The following is a 21,543-nucleotide window of genomic DNA, read 5'->3' as shown; positions in this document are numbered from 1 at the left end:
GACATTTTCAGGTCTCGCGCTCCCATGGGAGACGAGGCTGACTCAGCTGGAGCGCGCAGTCAGGTCGCTCCTGGGATTTCTCTCGCGGCCGGCCGATCGGGAGCGACCCGCAGGCCACGGGACTCGGTGAACTCGCGCCGATAAGCGGTCGGCGAAATGCCGACGATGCGGTTGAAGTTTCGGCGCAAGGTGGTAGCCGTGCCCATTCCGACCTGTTCGGCGATCTGCTCGATACTGCTGTCGGTCGTTTCGAGCAGCTCCTGTGCGCGACGGATGCGCTGGGTGAGCAGCCACTGCAGGGGGCTGGTGCCGGTGACCGCGATGAACCGGCGGCTGAAATGACGCAGGCTCATGTTCGCCCGGCGAGCCAGCTCGGCGACGGTGACCGGCTCGTCGAGACGTTCCCTCGTCCGGTCGAGCAGGGCGGACAGAGCGTACTGGTCGCCATCGGTGCCCGGGCCGCCGGCGTCCGGCAGTGGGCCGGCGATGAACTGGGCCTGGCCGCCCGCGCGGTGCGGAGCCACGACGAGCCGCCGTGCCAGCGTATTGGCCATGGTCACGCCATGGTCGTCGCGGACCATGTGCAGACAGAGGTCGATCCCCGCCGCCTGTCCGGCCGAGGTGAGCACGTCGCCCTCGTCGACGTACAACACACCGGCGTCCACCTCGACCTCCGGGTAGCGGTCGGCCAGCCTTCGGGCGTACATCCAGTGGGTGGTGGCGCGGCGTCCGTCGAGCAGCCCCGCGGCGGCCAGCACGAACGCCCCGGTGCAGATGGACGCGACCCGCGCGCCCCGTTCGTGTGCCGCACGCACGGCTTCGGCCAGGTCGGCGGGCGGCCGGTCCATGGCTTCGTCGCAGGCGGGGACGATCACGGTGTCGGCCTCCACCAGGTCGTCCAGCGTGTGCGGTGTCTGGGAACGCAGCCATCCCCCGACATTCGCCCCGGGAGCCGCACAGATGGCCAGCTCGTAGCCGGCCCCGACGGCCTCCGGGTTGCCGGGCCCGAAGATCGTGCAGGGAATGGCCAGCTCGAACAGAGGCATCCCGTCGGCGACGGCCACTGCTACAGAGGTCATGGCACAAATTGTACGCACGATGGCGTTTCGGCCACTTGAGGAGGTAGTTGGCCACCGGCAGTGTCGTAGTCATGACCTACCCGACATCGCATACGTACCGTGAAGCCCGCGACGCCCGGCTTCCCGATGCCGGCGGCCGTGCCTGGCTGGCGATCGCTCTGGGTGTCGCGGCCGTGGGCTGGGGGCGAACCAGGTCGCGCCGCTGATGTTGATGTACCGCTCGGAACTGGGCGCCTCGACGACGACGGTGGAGGCGACCTACGCCCTCTACGCGGTCGGGCTGATCCCCGGGCTGCTGCTCGGAGGCCCGTTCTCCGACCGGTACGGCCGCCGTCGGGTGCTGGTGCCCGCGCTGATCGTCTCGGCGCTCGCCAGCGTGCTGCTCATGCCGGCCGGATCGGGGCTGGGCTGGCTGTTCGTGGGGCGGCTCGTCGCCGGTGCCGCCAGCGGAGCGGCGTTCAGCTCGGGCACCGCGTGGATCAAGGAACTCACCGTGAGCGGGTCCGGTCAGGACGAGCACACCGGCGCCCGACGCGCGACGATGGGCGTGACCACGGGCTTCGCGGTGGGCCCGCTGATCGCAGGTCTGCTGGCGCGGGCGGCACCGAGCCCGGTCGTCAGCTCCTACATTCCGCATGTGGCGCTCACCTTGGCGGCCGTACCGTTGGTGCTGCGCACGCCGGAGACCCACCGGGCCGACGAGGACGCCCCCCTCTGGTCCCGCCTCCGGTTGACCGAAGCGAGCAGCCGCCGGTTCTGGACCGTCGTCGTGCCGCCGGCCCCCTGGGTGTTCGGCACGTCCGCGATCGCGCTGACCTACCTGCCCGGCCTGGTGCTGGACCGGCTCGGTGACAACGCACTGATGTTCAGTGCGATCGTGACCATGCTGACCATGGTCGCGGGCATCCTGGTGCAACCGCTGGCGCGTCGGGTCAACCACCCGGACAAGCCTCGGCTGATCACCACCGCACTGGGTATCGCGGTGGGCGGACTGGTGCTCGGCGCGGTGGCCGCGGCGGACGCGCACTGGTGGCTGATCGCCATCGCCGCGCTGGTGCTCGGCGCGGGCTACGGCTGCTGCCTGGTGTGCGGCCTGATGGAGGTGCAGCGCCTGGCGAGCACCGAGAACCTGGGCAGGCTGACGGCCATCTTCCAGGCATTCGCCTACCTCGGCTTCGGCGCCCCGTACCTGCTGGCCCTGATCGAGTACGCGGTGCCGCCGTCGGAGTTGCTGTTGCCGGCTGCCGTGCCGGCCGTGCTCACCCTCGCCTGGACCACCTACCGGGCCGCGCACGGGCCCGATCCACAGGTGCTGTCCCGGCGCGACAGTGTGGCTCACGGGTCTGCCAAGCCAGAGCAGGAAGACGATCGGGGGTAACCGTGCGAAGGAGGGTCGAGCGTGGCGGCGTCCTGGTCCGGACACCGGCACGCTCGCGCCTGGCCACCGGCCCGCACGGGCCGTCAGGGAAGTTGTTCGGCGAACGCCGCGTACGCCCGCTCGTCGAAGAGGACGAACCGGATCTCCTCGACCGCCGTCTCCGTCGCCCGCACCGTCTCCACGGCGATCCGGGCGGCGTCCTCGATCGGCCAGCCGTAGATGCCCGCGGAGACGGCCGGGAAGGCGACCGTGCGGGCGCCGAGTTCGTCGGCGACCCGCAGCGACTCCCGGTAGCAGGACGCCAGCAGCTCCGAACGGTCCTCGTCCTGGCTGAAACGCGGCCCCACCGTGTGGATCACCCAGCGCGCGTCCAGCTCGCCGGCCGTCGTCGCGACCGCCTGGCCCGTACGCAGGCCCTTGCCGTAATGGGAGGCGCGGAGCTTGCGGCAGTCCTCCAGGATCGCCGGGCCGCCTCGGCGGTGGATGGCGCCGTCGACTCCTCCGCCGCCGAGCAGGGAGGAGTTGGCCGCGTTGACGATCGCGTCGACGGTCTGCCGGGTGATGTCGCCCTGGACGAGGGTGAGGGTGGTCATGTCTGTCGCAGCCTCCTCCAGACGGCCTTCGCCGCGTTGTGTCCCGACATCCCGTGCACGCCGGGTCCCGGCGGGGTGGCCGAGGAGCAGATGAAGACGGCCGGGTGCGGGGTGCCGTACGGGGACAGGGACAGTCTGGGGCGCAGCATGACCTGGAGCCCGGAGAACGCGCCGGTGCCGATGTCGCCGCCGACGTAGTTGGCGTTGCGGGCGGCGAGTTCGGGCGGGCCGGCGGTCGCGCGGGCGAGGACGCGGTCGCGGAAGCCCGGGGCGAAGCGCTCCAGTTGGCGTTCCATGGCGTCGGTGAGGTCTCCGGTCCAGCCGCTGGGGACGTGGCCGTACGCCCAGAAGACCTGCTTGCCCGCCGGGGCCCGGGTGGGATCGACGACGCTGGGCTGAACGGTGATCATGAACGGCCGTTCCGGCGCGCGGCCCTCGCGGGACGCCGCGCGCAGGGCGGTGCCGATCTCGGCGCTGTCGGCGCCGATCTGCACGGTGGTGGTCCTGTGCGCCTCCTGCGCGGTCCACGGCACGGGGCCGTCCAACGCGTAGTCGATCTTGAAGACGCCGGGGCCGTACCGGTAGCCCTCGTAGGAGCGGCCGAAGCCGGCGATGCGGGCGAGGGCGGTGGGGGAGGTGTCGAAGACGTACGCGCGCGCGGGCGGCAGGTCGTCGAGGCGCTTGACCTCGTAGTCGGTGTGGACGGTGCCGCCGAGGTCCTTCAGGTAGGCGGTGAGCGCGTCGGAGATGGACTGGGAGCCGCCGCGGGCCACGGGCCAGCCGCGGGCGTGCGCGGCGAGGGCGAAGACCAGGCCGATGGCGCCGGTGGCGAGGCCGCCGAGCGGGGCCATGACGTGCGCGACGAGGCCGGCGAACAGGGCCTTCGCCCGCTCGTCGCGGAAGCGGCGCAGCAGCCAGGTGGACGGGGGCAGGCCGACCAGGCCGAAGCGGGCCAGGGTGACCGGGTCGCGGGGCAGCGCGGTGCACGGCAGGGACATGAAGTCGCGGATCAGGGTGTCCCACTGGTGCAGGAAGGGCTCGACCAGTCTGCGGTACGTGCCCGCGTCCCGCGGTCCGAAGGAGGCGGCCGTCTCGCCGACCGACCGGGACAGCACGGCGGCGGTGCCGTCGGTGAAGGGGTGCGCCATGGGCAGCTCGGCGTGCAGCCACTCGAGGCCGTACCGCTCCAGGGGCAGGGCGCGGAACGCCGGGGAGTTGATGCCCAGCGGGTGGGCCGCGGAGCACGGGTCGTGGTGGAAGCCGGGGAGGGTGAGCTCCTCGGTGCGGGCTCCTCCGCCGACGGTGTCACGGGCCTCGAAGACGGCCACGGAGAAGCCGCGGCGGGCCAGCTCCACGGCAGCGGTCAGCCCGTTCGGCCCCGCACCCACCACGACCGCATCGAGCATCGACGGCACCTTCGGACCCCTTCGTCAGCCGATGGCCAGTGAGGTCAGGATATGACGGAGGACTGACAGCCTCGGGCCGCGGGGCACCACCCGGGGCCACGACGCCCTGAGCAGCCCGACCGCACCCGGGCTACGCCCCTCCCAGCAGCCCCACCACTCGGCGGGCCGTGGCCGCGTCCCGGGCCGCGGTGAAGGGGAGGACGTTGTGGCCCGTGATGCGGAACGGCTCGCCGGCGCGGGTCGTGTGGGTGCCGCCCGCCTCCTCGACCAGGAGCAGGCCCGCGGCGTGATCCCAGGCGGCTTCCCACGAGAAGGCCGTGGCGTCCGACTCGCCCCGGGCGACGGCGAGATATTCGAGGCCGGCCGAACCGCACGAGCGCGGTGCCACGCCATCGGTCCACAGGCCGAGCAGCGCCCGCTTCTCTTCCTCGGTCGTGTAGTCGGGGTGGGACGTGGCCACGCGCAGGTCACGGCCGGGTTCCGGGACACCGGCGAAGAGCCGCTCGCCGTCGAGGAAGGCGCCCCGGCCGCGCACGGCCGTGGCCATTTGGTCGCGCACGGGCGCGTACGTCCATGAGGCGAGCAGGGTTCCGCTCTGTGCAAGCGCGACCAGCGTGCAGAATCCGGGGTCGCCGTGCACGAACTGTCGTGTGCCGTCCACGGGATCGACGATCCAGACCGGGGCGTCGCCCTGTATCGCCTCATAGGTCGCCGGGTTGGCGTGCACCGCCTCCTCGCCGACCACGACGGAGCCGGGCAGGAGGGCGCCGAGCGCCTCGGTCAGGTACTGCTCCGCCTTGCGGTCGGCGTCCGTCACCAGGTCGTGCGGGCCGCTCTTCTCGTCGACCTCGTGCGCGGCGAGCCGGCGATAGCGCGGCATGATCTCGGCCGCGGCCGCCTTGCGCACCGCTTCCGCCACGTCGGCCGCGTGCCGGGCGAGAAACTCGTCGATGGTTTCCATGTCTTCGATCATGGCTCCATGAGAGCACGCGCCACTGACAATCCCTACCTGGCCGGGGTACAGCGGGTGGAATCACCATGAACACCGGGACCTGAAATCCGCATTGGTGGCCGAGGGTCGGCCCGGGTCAGCGGCCCACCGCATAGCCCTGCATGCCCCGTGGATTCGCGGCCGCCGACAGGATCCCCGTCTCCGGGTCCCGCGCGACCGCGCAGAGCCGCCCCTCCGACCACGGGTCACCGACGGTGACGTCGTGACCGCGCCGCCGCAGCTCCTCGACGACGCCCGGGTCCGTGCGGGCCTCCACGGTGACGCTGCCCGGTCGCATGCCGCGCGGGTAGAAGGAGCCGGGGAAGCTGTCGTTGTGCCAGTTCGGGGCATCGATCGCGCCCTGGAGGTCGAGGCTGCCGCGCACCGGGGAGCGCAGGGCCACGGCGAGGAAGAAGTGCAGCTGCCACTGGTCCTGCTGGTCCCCGCCGGGCGTGCCGAAGGCCATGACCGGCACGCCGTCGCGCAGCGCGATCGAGGGCGTGAGCGTGGTGCGGGGGCGACGGCCCGGGGTGAGGGTGTTCGGCAGGCCCTCCTCCAGCCAGGTCATCTGCAACCGGGTGCCCAGCGGGAAGCCCAGCTCGGGCACGACGGGGTTGGACTGCAGCCAGCCGCCGCTGGGGGTGGCGGCGACCATGTTGCCCCAGCGGTCGACGACGTCGAGGTGGCAGGTGTCGCCGCGGGTGCGGCCGTCGGCGGCCACGTCGGGCTCGCCCGGCACGGGAGACGCCGGGTACTTCGCGACGGTGGGCTCACCGGCGCCCGGCAGGGGCGACGTGGGGTGCTGGGCGACGGTGGGCAGCCGCGGGGCGCGCCCGCCGGGGCTTCCGGGCCGCAGGTCGTACGAGGCCTTGTCGCCGACGAGCTCCCGCCGCCCGGCGTTGTACCGCTCCGACAGCAGCTCGCCGAGCGGCACCTCCGCCGCGTCCCCGTACCAGGCCTCCCGGTCGGCCATGGCGAGCTTGCAGCCTTCGATGAGCAGGTGGACGTAGTCGGCGGACCCGTAGCGGGGCAGGTCGGGCGGGAGCAGCGCGAGCTGCTGGAGAAGCACCGGGCCCTGGCTCCACGGTCCGGCCTTGCACACGGTCCAGCCGTTCCAGTCGTACGTCGCCGGCGCCTCGTAGGTCGCGGACCAGCCGGCGAGGTCGGCGGCCGTCAGCGTGCCGGTGTGGTGCTCGCCGCTGGTGTCCATGGTGGGCCGCCGCGCCTGCCGTACGAGAGCCTCGGCGATGAACCCGGTGCGCCACACCTGTCGCGCGGCCTCGATCTGCGCCTCCCTGTCCCCCGCGCCCGCGGTCTCGGCGAGCAGCCGCTTCCAGGTGGCGGCGAGGGCGGGGTTGCGCAACAGGGCGCCGGGCCGCGGAGCCTTTCCGTCCGGCAGGTACACCTCCGCCGACGAGGTCCACTCCGTCTCGAACAGCTCCCGTACGGTCTCGACGGTCGCGCCGACGTTCTCCACGGGCGCGTGCCCGTGTTCGGCGTAGCCGATGGCGTACGCCAGGACCTCGGCGAGGGACTTGGTGCCGTGGTCCCGCAGCAGCAGCATCCAGGCGTCGAACGCGCCGGGCACGGCGGCGGCGAGGGGCCCCGTACCGGGTACGAGATCCAAACCGAGTCCCCTGTAGTGCGCGGTCGTCGCCCCGCCCGGCGCGACTCCCTGCCCGCACAGCACCCGCACCTCACCGCCCGCCGGGGCGAGCAGGATCGGCACCTCACCGGCGGGTCCGTTGAGATGCGGCTCGACGACATGCAGCACGAACGCCCCCGCCACGGCCGCGTCGTACGCGTTCCCGCCACCCTCCAGCACAGCCATCGCCGACTGCGAGGCCAGCCAGTGCGTGGAGGACACCATGCCGAAGGATCCTTGAAGCGTGGGTCGGGTGGTGAACTGCATCCCTCACCTCGGTTTTCGCGTGCGTCAGCCGGCCCCATCAGTACTCCAGACCGTTCCGGGGAGGATCTGGGGAGTTCGAGCCCGGCTCCGGTCGCCTCGATCAGGCAGCAGACTACCGAGGCGCTGCCTGGCTGCAATATCGCCCCGACGACCGCCGCGGGCGTCGCTTCAGCTGTGGCCGGTACTGCGCACTCTCGTCGGCCGCACCGTGCGCGGCGCGCTCGTGCTCTCGCTGCTCGTCCAGCACAAGGTGCGGTGCCCCCGGTTCACCACGTCGAGGCCTCTGCGAGCACGTCGTCGAGCAGGGACAGCGCCTCCTTCGCCTCGGCATCGGTGATCGTGCACGGGGGAGCCACGTGGATGCGGTTCATCGCGATGAAGGGCCACAGACCGCGCCTGCGGCACGCCGCGGCGATCCGCGCCATCGGGGCGGCCGCGAGGCCGCTCGCGTTGTAGGGGACCAGGGGTTCGCGGGTGGCGCGGTCCCGGACGAGTTCGAGGGCCCAGAAGACGCCCAGTCCGCGTACCTCGCCGATAACCGGGTGACGGACGGCCAGTTCCCGCAGCCCGGGCCCGATGACTTCGGCGCCGAGGCGACGGGCGTGCTCGACAACGCCCTCCTCCGCCATCGCCGTGAGTGCCGCCACCGCGGCGGCGCACGCCAGCGGGTGCCCGGAGTACGTGAGGCCCCCGGGGAAGGGCCGGTCCGCGAACGTCTCGGCGACACGGTCGGAGACGATCACGCCGCCGAGCGGGACGTACCCGGAGTTGACACCCTTGGCGAAGGTGATGAGGTCGGGTGTGACGTTCCAGCGGTCCACGGCCAGCCACTCCCCCGTCCGGCCGAATCCCGTCATCACCTCGTCGGCGACGAAGAGGATGCCGTGCCGGTCGCACAGGGCACGCACGCCGGCGAGATAGCCGTCGGGCGGGACCAGCACCCCGGCGGTGCCAGGCACCGTTTCGAGCACGATCGCCGCGATGGTGTGCGGCCCCTCCATGGCGACGACGGATTCGAGGTGCCGCAGCGCCCGTTCGCACTCCTCCGCCTCCGTCTGCGCCCCGAATTCCGACCGGTAGCGGAACGGCCCGAAGAAGTGGACCACACCCGGGGCCGAGATCTCGTTCGCCCAGCGCCGGGGATCCCCGGTCAGCTGGATGGCGGTGGAGGTGTTGCCGTGGTACGAGCGGTAGGCGCCGAGGATCTTCGGGCGCCCCGTGTGGATCTTCGCCATCCGTACGGCGTTCTCGACGGCGTCCGCACCGCCGTTCGTGAAGAAGACCCGGTTCAGGTCTCCCGGCGCCCGTTCGGCGATGAGCCGTGCCGCCTCCGACCGCGTGCGGTTCTCGAACGGGGGCGCCACGGTGCACAGCCGCTGTGCCTGTTCGATGACGGCGGCCACCACCTTCGGGTGCTGGTGCCCGAGATTGGTGAAGACGAACTGGGAGGCGAGGTCCAGATACCGCTGTCCGTCGCGGTCGGTGAAGTGGACGCCCCGCGCACTCACGATCTCCGGCTGAACCGGAGCGGACCAGGAGTGGAAGACGTGGTCGGCCAGGCTGCTCATGCCGTTCCCCTTTCGCCTGATGTCTCGTCACGGACCGCCGGGAAGCCCGCTATCTCGGCCAGCGCCGCGGCCATGGAGTGCGCCAGCCGCTCCACCGTCTCCCGCTCGTACAGCTGCGAGGAGTACGCCCACGTCAGCGTCAGCCGCCCGTCCTGCACGACGCCCCCGACGTCGATCAGATGAGGGCGGCGCTCCTGCGGGCTGTAGTCCTGGCCGACGATGTCGAGCTCCGAGGCGAACAGGGCCCGCTCCCGGGCCGTGCTCCGGTCATCGCCCACCAGGTCGAAGCGGCCGAGATAGTTGAAGCTGATCTGCGGCTCCGGGAGGTCCGCGAGGGTATGCCCCGCGGTGCCCGGCGCGGCGAGGTATCGCAGCGCCCCGTAGCCGACGCCCTGATCCGGCACCGCGCGCAGCAGCCGCTTCACCGCCCTGACCGCCTGCGCCCAGCCCTCGGCACGCGGCCGTTCGAGGGCGATGGGATGGATCGAGGTGAACCAGCCGACCGTACCGGACAGGTCGACGTCCTCGAACAGCTCGGCGCGGCCGTGCCCTTCGAGGTTCACCACCGTGCGGTCCCGGCCCGTCCACTCCGCCAGCACCCGGGCCAGCGCGGCGAGCAGTACGTCGTTGATCTGGCTGCGGAATCTGCCGGGCACTCGGTACAGCAGTGCCTGCGTCTGCTCCGGTGTGAGCGTGACGGCGATCATGTCCAGCTCCGCCCCGGTGTTGGCACCGTCCTGCCTGTCGACCGGCAGCCGGGTGTCAACGCCCGCGGTGACGGCACGCCAGTAGTCGACCTGGTCGTCGAAACCGCCCCGCGCGACGTGCGCGTTCAGCCGCGCGGCCCACTGGCGCACCGACGTCGTGGCGAGGCGGGGTGCGGACGGCGCCCCGGAGCGCGCCTGCGCATAGGCGTCCTCCAGGTCCTCCAGGAGGATGCGCCAGGACACCCCGTCGATGACGAGGTGGTGCGCGGTGACGGTGAGCCAGGGCGGCATGCCGTCCGGGCGCCGTCCGTACAGGACCCGCACCAGCGGCCCGCGCTCCAGCCGAAACCGCTGCTGTGCCTCCCGCACCACCACATCCCAGGCCGCGCGCGGATCGTCCGTGCCGTCGAGGTCGTACGCGGTGAAGACCTGGTCCGTGGCAACGGTCTCCTCGATCCGCCCGGCCCACCGGGCACCGGCGGCGGAGTCATGGGGCGTGCCCTCGGATCCGGGCTTGTCCTCGATGGGGGAGAAAGTCGCCCGGAGGATGTCGTGCCGCGCCAGGACCACGGAGACGGCGTCGCGGAGCGCGCCCTCGTCGGCGTCGGGGACGAGGACGAAGGACATCGTCATGGCGAAGTGCTGCGGCGCGACCGGGTGGGTCGCGAAGAACCACTCCCCGACGGGGGTCGGCTCAAGCGGCCCGGCGGCGGATCCGCCGGTGCTCGCAGCCGGGTCTGCGGTTTCCCGTACGGCGTCGAGTTCCGCGGCCAGCCCTTCGACCGTCTGTCCCACGAACACGTCCCGGGAGGAGAGGGCGAGCCCGGCGCGGCGGGCGCGGGAGACGACCTGGATGCTGAGGATGGAGTCGCCGCCCAGGTCGAAGAAGCTGTCCCGGATACCGACACGCTCGATGCCCAGCACCTCGGCCCAGATGCCGGCCAGCCTCTCCTCGACCGGCGTACGGGGCGCGACGTACTCCTGCCCCGAGTCGAACTCGGGCACGGGCAGGGCGCGGCGGTCGACCTTGCCGTTCGCCGTCAGCGGCAGCGCCTCCAGCACCACGAACACCGACGGCACCATGTACTCCGGCAACGACCGCGCAAGCTCGGCCCGTACGGCGTCCATCTCGACCGAGGCGTCGTCCGGCACCACATACGCCGCCAGGCGCTTGACGCCCGGCTGGTCCTCGCGGGCGAGAACGGTGACCTGCCCCACCCCCGCACAGCGGGCCAGGGCGGCTTCGACCTCGGCCGGCTCGATCCGGAAACCACGGATCTTCACCTGGTCGTCCCCACGGCCCAGGAACTCCAGCCGCCCCTCCGGCCGCCACCGCACCACATCCCCCGACCGGTACAGACGCTGCCCCGGCACGAACGGATCCGCCACGAACCGCTCCGCCGTCAGGCCCGGTCGGCCGTGATAGCCACGGGCCAGACCGTGCCCGCCCAGATACAACTCACCCGCAACACCCACCCCGACCGGCCGCAGCCCCGCGTCCAGAACATAGGCGCGGGTGTCGTCCATCGGCACACCCAGCGGCACCGATCCTGCGACGACCTCCTCGTGTGCCAGGGGGCCGGACACCGCGAACGTCGTCGCCTCCGTCGGACCATACCCATTCACCAACACCGTCGACGGACACGCCCGCAACATCCGCGCCGCCGCCACCGCCGGCACCGCATCCCCGCCCGTCCACACCTCACCCAACCCCCGGAAACACTCCGGATCCTCCTCCACCAGCACCCCGAACAACGCCGCCGTCACCCACATCCCGGTCACGCCATAGCGCTCCACCGCCTCCCGCACCACCGGCACACTCACCTCACCCTCCGCCACCACCACACACCCGCCGTTCAGCAGCGGCACCCACACCTCATACGTCGCCGCATCGAACGAATGCGGCGAGTGGAACAACACCCGCCCATGCGCCCCGGAGCCGAACCGTTCGTCGGCCGCCAGCGCGACCACGGCGCCCTGCGTGACCGCCACGCCCTTGGCCCGCCCCGTCGACCCCGACGTGAACATCACATACGCCAACGCCCCTGGCGGCACCCCCGACGGCAGAACCACATCCGCATCCGGCTCCGTGGCCATCCCGACGACCGGAACACCGGCTCCTTCCCCGAGGCCCCGCAGCTCCTCGTCGGCCACGATCAGACACGCGCCACTGTCCTCCACCACCTGCCGGATCTGCTCCGCCGGAAACCCCGCATTCACCGGCACGTACGCCGCCCCCGCCCTCAACACCCCCAACATCGCCACCACCACATCCACCGACCGCCCCAACAACAACCCCACCCGCGACTCCACACCAACCCCACGCCCCACCAGCACCCCAGCCAACCGCTCCGCCCGCTCCCCCAACTCCCCGTAGGTCAACACCTCATCCCCACACACCACCGCCACCGCACCCGGACACTCCACCACCCGCTCCGCAAACACCTCCACCACCGAACGCCCCGACGCCGTCCCGATACCCGACACGCCCGACCACTCCTCCACCACCAACGCCCGCTCACCCTCGCTCACCAGGGGCAGCGCTCCCAGTACTCGCTCCGGTGACTCGATCAGCGCGCCGAGTGTCCGGGCGAGGTGGTCGGTGAGCCGCTGTGCCGTCGCCGGCAGGAACAGGGCGGGGTCGTAGGCGAGGGTCATGCTGAGCTGGTCGGTGCCGCCCGCGATGAGGGTGAGAGCGAAGTTGGTGGACTCGACCGCCTGCACACTGTGCAGCGTGACGCCGTGTCGTTCGGCCGCCGCCGCGTCCACGGGGTAGTTCTCGAACACCACCAGGCTGTCGAACAGCGGGGCGTCCGGGGGCAGTTCCGTCTCGATGTCCGACAGGGCCACGTACTCGTACGCGCGTGCCTCGGTCTGTGTGGCGTGGAGGGTACGCAGCCAATCGGCCACTGGCCGGCCGTGGTCGATGCCCACGCGTACGGGCAGCGTGTTGATGAACAGGCCGAGGATGTCCTCGGCGCCCGCCAGTTCCACCGGTCGTCCGGAGACGGTGGCGCCGAAGACCACGTCGCGCGTACCGGAGTGGGACGACAGCAGCATCGACCATGCGCCCTGCACCAGTGTGTTGACGGTGATCCGGTGCCGGCGGGCGAACTCCGTGGCCCTGGCCGCGACCTCCGGGGAGAGCGGCACGGTGAGCCGCTCCGTGGACCGGCTGCGGTGGGTCCACTCGGCGCGATGGTCGTACGGGAACGGGACCGGCTCGGTGAAACCGGCGAGGCGGTCGCGCCAGTACGCGCGGCCCTCGGCATGGTCGCGGTCCCCCAGCCATCGCAGGTAGTCGCGGAAGTCCCCGCGGCGGATATCCGGGGCCGCCCGGCCGATGGACTGTGTGGGGGCCGTGCAGTCAGCGACGATGTCGGACAGCAGGGCGGCGCTGCTCCATCCGTCGAGCAGCAGATGGTGGAAGGTCCACACGATCTGGACGCTCCGTCCCGGGAGTCGGGCGAGGTGGACCCGTTGCAGCGGAGCAGTCGACAGGTCGATGCCGCGTCGGCGCTCCCGCTCCAGCAGTACCGCAACACGGGCCGCGCGCTCGTCCTCCGGGCAGTCGCTCCAGTCGTACGTCTCGACGGGCAGCCGCACGTCGCGGTGCACGATCTGCACCGGGCGTGACACGTCCTCCCACGCCACCGAGACGCGCAGGGCGTCGGTGCGGTCGACGGCCCGCTGCCAGGCCGCGGCGAGCGCGTCCAGGTCATCCATGCCGTCGAGTACGCAGGTGAACTGCTCAAGATAGGCCGTCTGCGGGGGCGCCGCAGGTGCTGCCTCGCCGGGTTCCGTCCCGCCTGCCGGTTCGGCGCCGGTGGCCTCGGCCAGGGTGTGGAAGAGCATGCCCTCCTGGAGCGGGGTGAGCGGATAGATGTCCTCCACCGCGCTGCCGTCACCCGCCAGGCGGTCGACTTCCTCTTGGGTGAGGCCGACCAGCGGGAAGTCCGAGGGGCTGCAGCGGCCGACACGGGGTTCGGCGCAGTGGGCGACGAACGCCGTCAGCTCCGCGGCGAAGCGCCGCGCGAGTTCCACGACGGTCTCCCGGCGGTGCTTCCCCTTCGCGTACGACCAGGCGAAGGTCAGCCGGCCGTCCTGGATGCCGCCGGTGACGTCGAGCAGGTGGCTGCGCTGTTCGCGCTCGCTGTGGTCGGCGCCCGCCACGGGGAGTTCGGCGCGGTAGAGGCTGCCGGGTTCCGCCGCGCCGGTGACCTCGAACTGGCCGTGGTAGTTGAAGCTGATCTGCGGTTCGGGCAGTGCGCGCAGCGCGTCACCGGCCGTGCCCGCGGCGCTGAGGTGGCGCAGTGCGCCATAGCCGACACCTCGGTGCGGTACGGCGCGCAGCTGTTCCTTGACGGCCGTGACCGCGTCGCCCCATGTGCCCTTGTCGGGCAGGTCGAGGGCGACCGGGTAGAGGGAGGTGAACCAGCCGACCGTGCGGGTGAGATCGAGGTCGTCGAAGAGTTCCTCGCGGCCGTGGCTTTCCAGGTGGACCGCGACGCGGTTCCGGCCGGTCCAGGTGTGCAGGACCCGGGCGAGTGCTGCCAGCAGGACCTCGTCGGCGCGGGTGCGGTAGACCCCGGGGACGCGGTGCAGGAGGGACGCGGTGTCCTCGGCGCTCAAGGAGGTGGTCACGGTGTCCTGTTCGACGACGGTGTTACCGCCGTCGGGCAGATCCACAGGCAGCCGGGTGTGCGCGCCTTCCAGTGCCGACGCCCAGTAGGCGGCCTCGTCGTCGAAGCCGCCGTCGGCGGTGTGGGCGGTGAGGCGGTCCGCCCACTGGCGTACCGATGTCGTCTTGGCGCCGAGGTCCACGTCGCGGCCCGCCACCGCCTGCGCGTAGGCGGTGGCCACGTCCTCCAGAAGGATGCGCCACGATACGCCGTCCACCACGAGGTGGTGCGCGGTGAACAGGACGCGCGGCCGGGCTCCGCCGCCCGGCAGCCAGGCCACGACACGCAGCAGCGGTCCCCGGTCGAGCCGGAAGGTGGCCTGGACGTGCGCGGTCACCGCACGCCATGCGGCCTCCAGTCCCCCGGCGTCGGCCGCGCCGGTCAGGTCGTGCACGGTCAGGACACGGTCCACGTCCGTCTCCGCCTGGATGTGCGGGGTGCCGCTGTCGGGGAACACCGTGCGTAGCGCGTCGTGCTGGGCCAGGACCGCCGCCACGGCGGTGCGCAGCGCCACGGGGTCGAGGTCCTCGGCGAGTTCGAAGGACATCGACATGGTGAAGTGGTCCGGCGCCACGGGGTGGGTGGCGAAGAACCAGTCGCGGATCGGCGTGGCGGCCACCGGGCCGTGCACCGTGCCCTGTTCGGCGAGCACCTCGACACGGCCTGCCGCTCCCGACCCGTCCCGGCCCGCGGCCGTTCCCGCGAGGGCGGCGACGGTCTGCCGGAGGAACACATCCCGGGAGGAGAGGTCCATCCCGGCGCGGCGCGCCCGGGAGACGACCTGGATGCTGAGGATCGAGTCGCCGCCCAGGTCGAAGAAGTTGTCCTCCACCCCGACGCGCTCGGCTCCCAGCACCTTGGACCAGATGTCCGCGAGCACCCGTTCGGCCTCGGTGCGGGGTGCCACGTAGCCCGCGCCTCCGTCGGCGCCGGGGCCCGCGGGGGCGGGCAGCGCGGCCTTGTCGACCTTGCCGTTGGCGTTCAGCGGGATCGCGTCGAGCACTACGAACGCCGAGGGGACCATGTACTCCGGCAGCACGGTCGCGGCGTGCCGGCGGAGCGCGGCGGTGTCGAGGACGGCGGCGTCCTGGCCGCCCGGGCCGCCCGGGCCGCCCGGGCCGCCCGGACTATCCGTGCCGTCCGGGTTTGCGGGCTCCGCGGGGACCACGTAAGCGACAAGCCGAGTGGATTCCGGCCGGCCCGGCTGCTCCGCCTGCCCCGCCTGCCCCGCTTGCCCCGCTTGCCCCTGCTGATCCTTGCGGGCGAGGACGACGGCCTGGCCCACCGCTTCGTGCAGGGCGAGGACGGACTCGATCTCCCGCGGCTCGACCCGGAAGCCGCGCACCTTCACCTGGTCGTCGCCGCGGCCGACGAACTCCAACTGTCCGTCCACGCGCCTGCGCACCAGGTCGCCCGTGCGGTACAGCCGCTCCCCGCCGCCGAAGGGGTCGGCGACGAAGCGGGTGGCGGTGAGGGCGGGGCGGTTCAGATAGCCACGGGCGAGCGCGTGCCCGGCGACGTAGAGTTCGCCCGCCACTCCGACGGGCACCGGACGCAGCCAGCTGTCCAGGACATACACCCTGGTGTCGGTGACGGGTGTGCCGATGGGGGGAATTCCGGCGCCCGGTGGGAGGGGCGCGCTCATGGTGGCGCACACCGTCGTCTCGGTGGGACCGTAGGCGTTGATCATCCGCCGACCCGGTGCGCAGCGCTCGACCACCTCCGGCGCGCAGGCCTCCCCGGCCACGATCAGCACGGGCGGCAGGTCCTTCTCGTCCAGTGCCGCGACGAGGGCGGGCGGCAGCGTGGCGTGGGTGACACCGGCCTCGGCCACCACACGCCCCAGCCGGTCCCCCCACTCGTCCTCCGCGTCGTCGACGACCAGCGCCGCGCCGGACAGCAGAGCCATGCACAGCTCCCACCAAGACGCGTCGAAGCCCGGGGAGGCGAACTGCAGCACCCGCGAGGCGGGGCCGACGCCCAGCCGCTCGGTCTGCGAGGCCAGGAGAGCGGCCATGCCCGCGTGGGTGACGGTGACCCCCTTGGGCCGTCCCGTGGAGCCGGAAGTGTAGATGACATACGCGCCTGCGGCCGCCGGCACAGGCACGGCGGGCTCGCTCGGGTCCTGGGCGGCGAGGGCGCGGGCCATCTCTGGGGTGTCGAGGAGGAGCCTGCGTACGGCGGTGCCGGCCGGCAGTGCCGAGACCTGGTCGCCCCGGGTGACGACAACGGGCGCGGCGCTGTCGGCCAGCATGTAGGCGATGCGGTCGGCGGGGTACGAGGGGTCGACGGGCACATAGGTGGCACCCGCCTTGAGCACGCCGAGCACCGCGCAGACCTGGTCGGCGGACCGGGGCAGCAGCAGCGCGACCCGGGTTCCGGGCGTGACGCCCGCCTCGCTCACCAGGTAGCGGGCAAGGCGGTTCGCCCGCGCGTCGAGTTCGCCGTACGACAGGGTGCGCGGCCCGTGGAGCACGGCGGGGGCGTCGGGCGCCATGGCCACCCGGCGGGCGAACAGCGCCGGTACGGAGAGCGCGGATACCTCGGCCGCCGTGTCGCCTACCTCGTGCAGGAGCGCCGCGCGCTCGTCCGCGGTGAGCAGGCCGGTCGTGTGCAGGGGGGCGTCCGGTGCGGTGGTCAGCGACTCGGCCAGCGCCACCCAGTGGGCCGTGAGGCGGGCGACGGTGGCGGCGTCGAACAGGTCGGTGCTGTACTCGGCGCCCGCGTGGAGCCCGTCGGCGTCGTCCCGGAAGCCCACGGTGAGATCGAACTGCGCGGCCTCGCGGGGAACGGTGACGGGAGCGGACCGCAGGCCGGGCAGCGCGAGGGGGGCCTCCGGGGTGTTCTGGAGGCTCACCATGGCCTGCACGAGCGGGGTGCGGCTGGTGTCGCGTTCGGGGACGAGGTCCTCGACCAGGCGGCTGAACGGCACGTCCTGGTGGGCGAAGGCGTCCAGGACGGTGGACCTGACGTCCGTCAAGAGCTCGCTGAAGGTGCGGGACTCGTCGATCCGGGAGCGCAGGACGAGGGTGTTGACGAAGAAGCCGACCAGTCCTTCCAGCTCCGCGCGCTCACGCCCTGAGACGGCGGTGCCGACCGCGACGTCGCGCGTGTGGGCGTAGCGGGACAGCAGGAGCTGGGTGATGGCGGTGAGCGTCATGAACAGGCTGACGCCGTACCGGTTGCTGACCTCACGCAGCCGCGCGGTCAGGGGGTCGGGGATCGTGAAGGTGTGGAGGGCGCCGGCCGAGGTACGGACGGCGGGGCGGGGACGGTCGGTGGGCAGCTCCAGCGGCTCCAGACCCGCCAACTGCTCACGCCAGTAAGCCAACTGCTCCTCAAGCGCCTCCCCCGCCAGCCGCTCACGCTGCCACACCGCGTAATCCCCGTACCGCACCGGCAACTCCGGCAGCACGGCCCGCTCACCCCGCACCGCAGCCGCGTAGAGCTCACTCAACTCCCGCATCACCACACCCATCGACCAGCCATCGGTCACGATGTGATGCATCGACAGCACGAACACATGCTCCACCGCCGACTCCCGGACAAGGAGCACGCGCACGAGGGGACCGGTGCGCAGAGTGAAGGGCTGAGCCTGCTCGCGCCTCAGCGCCTCTTCCAGCGACTCCCCGTCCAGCTCGGCCAGTCGGACGGGAACATGCTGTACGGCGTGCACGTTCTGGACGCCGTGCCCGTCCACCGAGCCGAAGGTCGTGCGCAGCGCCTCGTGCCGGGCGACGAGCGCGTCCACGGCGGTCTGTAGCGCGGACACGTCCAGCCGCCCGGTCAGGCGGAAGGCGCTGACCACGTTGTACTCGGCGCCACCGGGAGCGAAGTCGTCCAGGAACCACAGCCGCTCCTGCGCGAAGGAGAGCGGCAGCGGTCCGCCGTCACGCGAGACCGGGACAGGGCCGGTGGCATCGGCGGCGGCCGGTGGGCCGTCCTGCTGCGGGAGCCGTACTGCCAAAGCGGAGACGGTGGGGTGGTCGAAGATCACCCGAGGAGACAGTCCGAGCCCGAACCCGGCACGGATGCGGGAGACCACCTTCAGGCTGAGGATGGAGTCACCGCCGAGGTCGAAGAAGCTGTCGTGGACACCGACGCGGTCCACTCCCAGGATGTCGGCCCAGATGCCGGCCAGCCTCTCCTCGACCGGCGTGCGCGGGGCGACGTACTCCTGTCCCGAGTCCAGGACGGGGGCGGGCAGGGCGCGGCGGTCGACCTTGCCGTTCGGCGTGAGCGGCAGCGCGTCGAGCGTCACGAACGCCGATGGCACCATGTACTCCGGCAGGGACTGCGCTAGTTCGGTCCGTACGGCGTCCATCTCGACCGAGGCGTCGTCCGGCACCACATACGCCGCCAGGCGCTTCACACCCGGCTGGTCCTCGCGGGCGAGAACGGTGACCTGCCCCACCCCCGCACAGCGGGCCAGGGCGGCTTCCACCTCGGCCGGCTCGATCCGGAAACCGCGGATCTTGACCTGGTCGTCGCCCCGCCCCAGGAACTCCAGCCGGGCATCCGGCCGCCACCGCACCACATCCCCCGTGCGATACAGGCGCCGGCCGGGGGTGAAGGGGTCGGCGACGAACCGCTCCGCGGTCAGGCCCGGTCGGCCGTGATAGCCACGGGCCAGACCGTGCCCGCCCAGATACAACTCACCCGCAACACCCACCCCGACCGGCCGCAGCCCCGCATCCAGAACATAGGCGCGGGTGTCGTCCATCGGCACACCCAGCGGCACCACTCCCACGGCGGTCTCGTCGTGGGCAAGCGGGCCGGACACCGCGAACGTGGTCGTCTCCGTCGGACCGTACCCATTCACCAGCAACGTCGACGGACACGCCCGCAACATCCGCGCCGCCGCCACCGCCGGCACCGCATCCCCGCCCGTCCACACCTCACCCAACCCCCGGAAACACTCCGGATCCTCCTCCACCAACACCCCGAACAACGCCGCCGTCACCCACATCCCGGTCACGCCATAGCGCTCCACCGCCTCCCGCACCACCGGCACACTCAGCTCACCCTCCGCCACCACCACACACCCGCCGTTCAACAACGGCACCCACACCTCATACGTCGCCGCATCAAACGAATGCGGCGAATGGAACAACACCCGCCCATGCGCCCCCGACCCAAACCGCCCGTCCGCAGCCAACGCCACCACCGCACCCTGCGTGACCGCCACACCCTTCGCCCGACCCGTCGAACCCGACGTGAACATCACATACGCCAACGACCCCGCCGACACCCCCGACGGCAACACCACATCCCCCGCCGCCTCCGCATCCACCGACACCAACGGCACACCCGCCACACCCGCCAGCTCGCGCAGCTCGTCGTCAGCCACGATCAGCTGGGCGCCGCTGTCCTCCACCACCTGCCGCACCCGCTCCGCGGGGAAGCCGGCATTCACCGGCACATACGCCGCCCCCGCCTTCAGCACCCCCAACATCGCCACCACCACATCGACCGACCTGCCCAACAGCAGCCCGACCCGCGACTCCACCCCAACCCCCGCACCCCGCAACGCACACGCCAACCGATCCGCCCGCTCCCCCAACTCCCCATACGTCAACGACGTGTCCCCGCACACCACCGCCACCGCACCCGGACACTCCACAACCCGCTCCGCAAACACCTCCACCACCGAACGCCCCGACGCCGTACCCACGACGCCCGACCACTCATCCACCACCAACGCCCGCTCACCCTCACCCAGTGCGGATATGTCCGCCAGACGCTGCGAGGGTGCCGTCACGGCCTCACGTGCCAGGTTGAGCCAGTGCGCGGCCATCCGTTCCGCTGTTGCGGCGTCGAAGAGGTCGGTGTTGTACTCGATCGCTCCGACGAGCCCTTCGCCCTGCTCACTGAATTCGAACGTGAGGTCGAAGGGGAGTGCGTCGCGCGTCACGTCCACCGGTTCCACACGGGCGCCGGGCAGGACGATCTCCGGAGCCGGGGCGTTCTGGAGCACCAGCACGGCCTGTACCAGGGGCATCCGGCTCGGGTCCCGTTCCGGTGCGACTGCCTCGACCACGCGGTCGAAGGGCACATCCCGGTGGTCGAACGCCTCCAGGACGGTGGCGCGGACCGAGGCGAGGAACTCGTCGAAGCCGAGTGACCTGTCCACCCGGCCGCGCAGCACCAGGGTGTTGACGAAGAAGCCGATCAGGCCTTCCAGCTCCGGCCGTTCACGCCCCGATGTGACCGTGCCGAGCGCGATGTCATCCTGGCCGCTGTAGTACGCGAGCAGCATCTGCGTGAGGGCGGTGAGTTCCACGAAGAGGCTCGCGTCCCGGGCGCGCCCCAGCTCCCGCAGGGCGGAGACGACATCGTGCGGCACCTCGAACCTGTGCAGTGCTCCCGCCGAACTCCGTACCGCCGGACGCGGACGGTCCGTCGGCAGCTCCAGCACCTCCACGCCGGCCAGCTTGTTCCGCCAGAACTCCAGCTGCTCGTCGTCCTGGGCGCCGTCCCTCACCCGTTCCCGCTGCCATACCGCGTAGTCGGCGTACTGCACGGGCAGCAGCGGCAGTTCGGCCCGCTCGCCGTTCAGCGCGGCCGTGTAGGCGGCGCCGACCTCGCGCGTGAGGACGCCGAGGGACCAGCCGTCGCTGACGATGTGGTGCATCGACAGCAGAAGGATGTGCTCCTGCGGGCCGAGGCGCGCCAGGAGTACGCGGAAGAGCGGTCCGGTGCGCAGATCGAAGGGCTCCAGCAGACGCTCCCGGAGGAGCTCGTCGGCGGTGCGGGCCGGTGCGGCCGTGTGCCCGTCCACGACGTCGTCCTCACCCACGGTTTCCGTGGCGGACGACAGGTCGACGTGCACGACGGGCACTTCCATCGAGTCGTGCACGATCTGGATGGCACGCCCGTCCACCTCGCCGAAGGTCGTGCGGAGCGACTCGTGCCGCCGGACCACGTCCGCCACGGCCTGCCGCAGGGCATCCGCGTCGAGCGGTCCCGTGATCCGGAGGGCCAGCCCGGTGTTGTACTCGACACCACCCGGCTGGAACTCGTCGATGAACCAGAGCCGCTGCTGGGCGAAGGAGGCGGGGATGTCGCCCTCGCGGGAGGCCCGGGGGATGCCCGTGTTCTTCGGCGCCCGGCCCGTAAGGCGCTGTCGGAGCAGTTCCTGCATGTGCTCCGGCAGAGAGCTGATCCGGCTCTCCCGGGACGACTGCGTACTCAATTCCTCTCCTCACGGCATTCGGGCCGCCGACG

The 21,543-nt window shown here is 71.9% G+C and carries 8 protein-coding genes; 1 reads left to right on the top strand and 7 read right to left on the bottom strand.

Annotated elements, in window-relative coordinates; all coding sequences use genetic code 11:
* Positions 1–59: 59 nt before the first annotated feature.
* Complete coding sequence (locus Q4V64_RS44320; RefSeq protein WP_124438005.1) at positions 60–1,079, bottom strand: helix-turn-helix domain-containing protein; 1,020 nt, start codon at positions 1,077–1,079, stop codon at positions 60–62.
* Between the two features lie 205 nt (positions 1,080–1,284).
* Here Q4V64_RS44320 and Q4V64_RS44315 point away from each other — a divergent pair, with 205 nt between their 5' ends.
* Positions 1,285–2,457 carry an MFS transporter gene (locus Q4V64_RS44315; RefSeq protein ID WP_301184471.1) on the top strand — a complete coding sequence of 391 codons (1,173 nt, stop codon included), beginning with the start codon at positions 1,285–1,287 and terminating at the stop codon, positions 2,455–2,457.
* Positions 2,458–2,540: 83 nt separating this feature from the next.
* On the opposite strand, the gene Q4V64_RS44310 is transcribed toward Q4V64_RS44315, so the two are convergent.
* From Q4V64_RS44310 to Q4V64_RS44285, 6 genes are all read right to left on the bottom strand, one after another.
* Positions 2,541–3,050: an O-acetyl-ADP-ribose deacetylase gene (locus Q4V64_RS44310; RefSeq protein ID WP_124438007.1), complete on the bottom strand. Its 510-nt coding sequence runs from the start codon at positions 3,048–3,050 to the stop codon at positions 2,541–2,543.
* Positions 3,047–4,456 carry an NAD(P)/FAD-dependent oxidoreductase gene (locus Q4V64_RS44305; protein WP_124438008.1) on the bottom strand — a complete coding sequence of 470 codons (1,410 nt, stop codon included), beginning with the start codon at positions 4,454–4,456 and terminating at the stop codon, positions 3,047–3,049. Before Q4V64_RS44305 ends, Q4V64_RS44310 begins: the two co-directional genes overlap by 4 nt.
* Before the next feature lie 130 nt (positions 4,457–4,586).
* Complete coding sequence (locus Q4V64_RS44300) at positions 4,587–5,429, bottom strand: inositol monophosphatase family protein (protein ID WP_124438009.1); 843 nt, start codon at positions 5,427–5,429, stop codon at positions 4,587–4,589.
* Between the two features lie 115 nt (positions 5,430–5,544).
* Complete coding sequence (locus Q4V64_RS44295; RefSeq protein WP_124438010.1) at positions 5,545–7,359, bottom strand: gamma-glutamyltransferase; 1,815 nt, start codon at positions 7,357–7,359, stop codon at positions 5,545–5,547.
* Positions 7,360–7,625: 266 nt separating this feature from the next.
* Positions 7,626–8,927, bottom strand: coding sequence for an aspartate aminotransferase family protein (locus Q4V64_RS44290; RefSeq protein WP_124438011.1), 1,302 nt, complete (start codon positions 8,925–8,927; stop codon positions 7,626–7,628).
* Complete coding sequence (locus tag Q4V64_RS44285; protein ID WP_303714343.1) at positions 8,924–21,511, bottom strand: non-ribosomal peptide synthetase; 12,588 nt, start codon at positions 21,509–21,511, stop codon at positions 8,924–8,926. The genes Q4V64_RS44290 and Q4V64_RS44285 overlap by 4 nt, the downstream gene beginning before the upstream one ends.
* Positions 21,512–21,543: the final 32 nt, after the last annotated feature.

Source organism: Streptomyces sp. NL15-2K, from assembly GCF_030551255.1.
In the GTDB taxonomy this organism is placed as follows: Bacteria; Actinomycetota; Actinomycetes; order Streptomycetales; family Streptomycetaceae; genus Streptomyces.
Note: the sequence above shows the minus strand (reverse complement) of the source record. Positions and strands in the feature narration are given on the sequence as shown.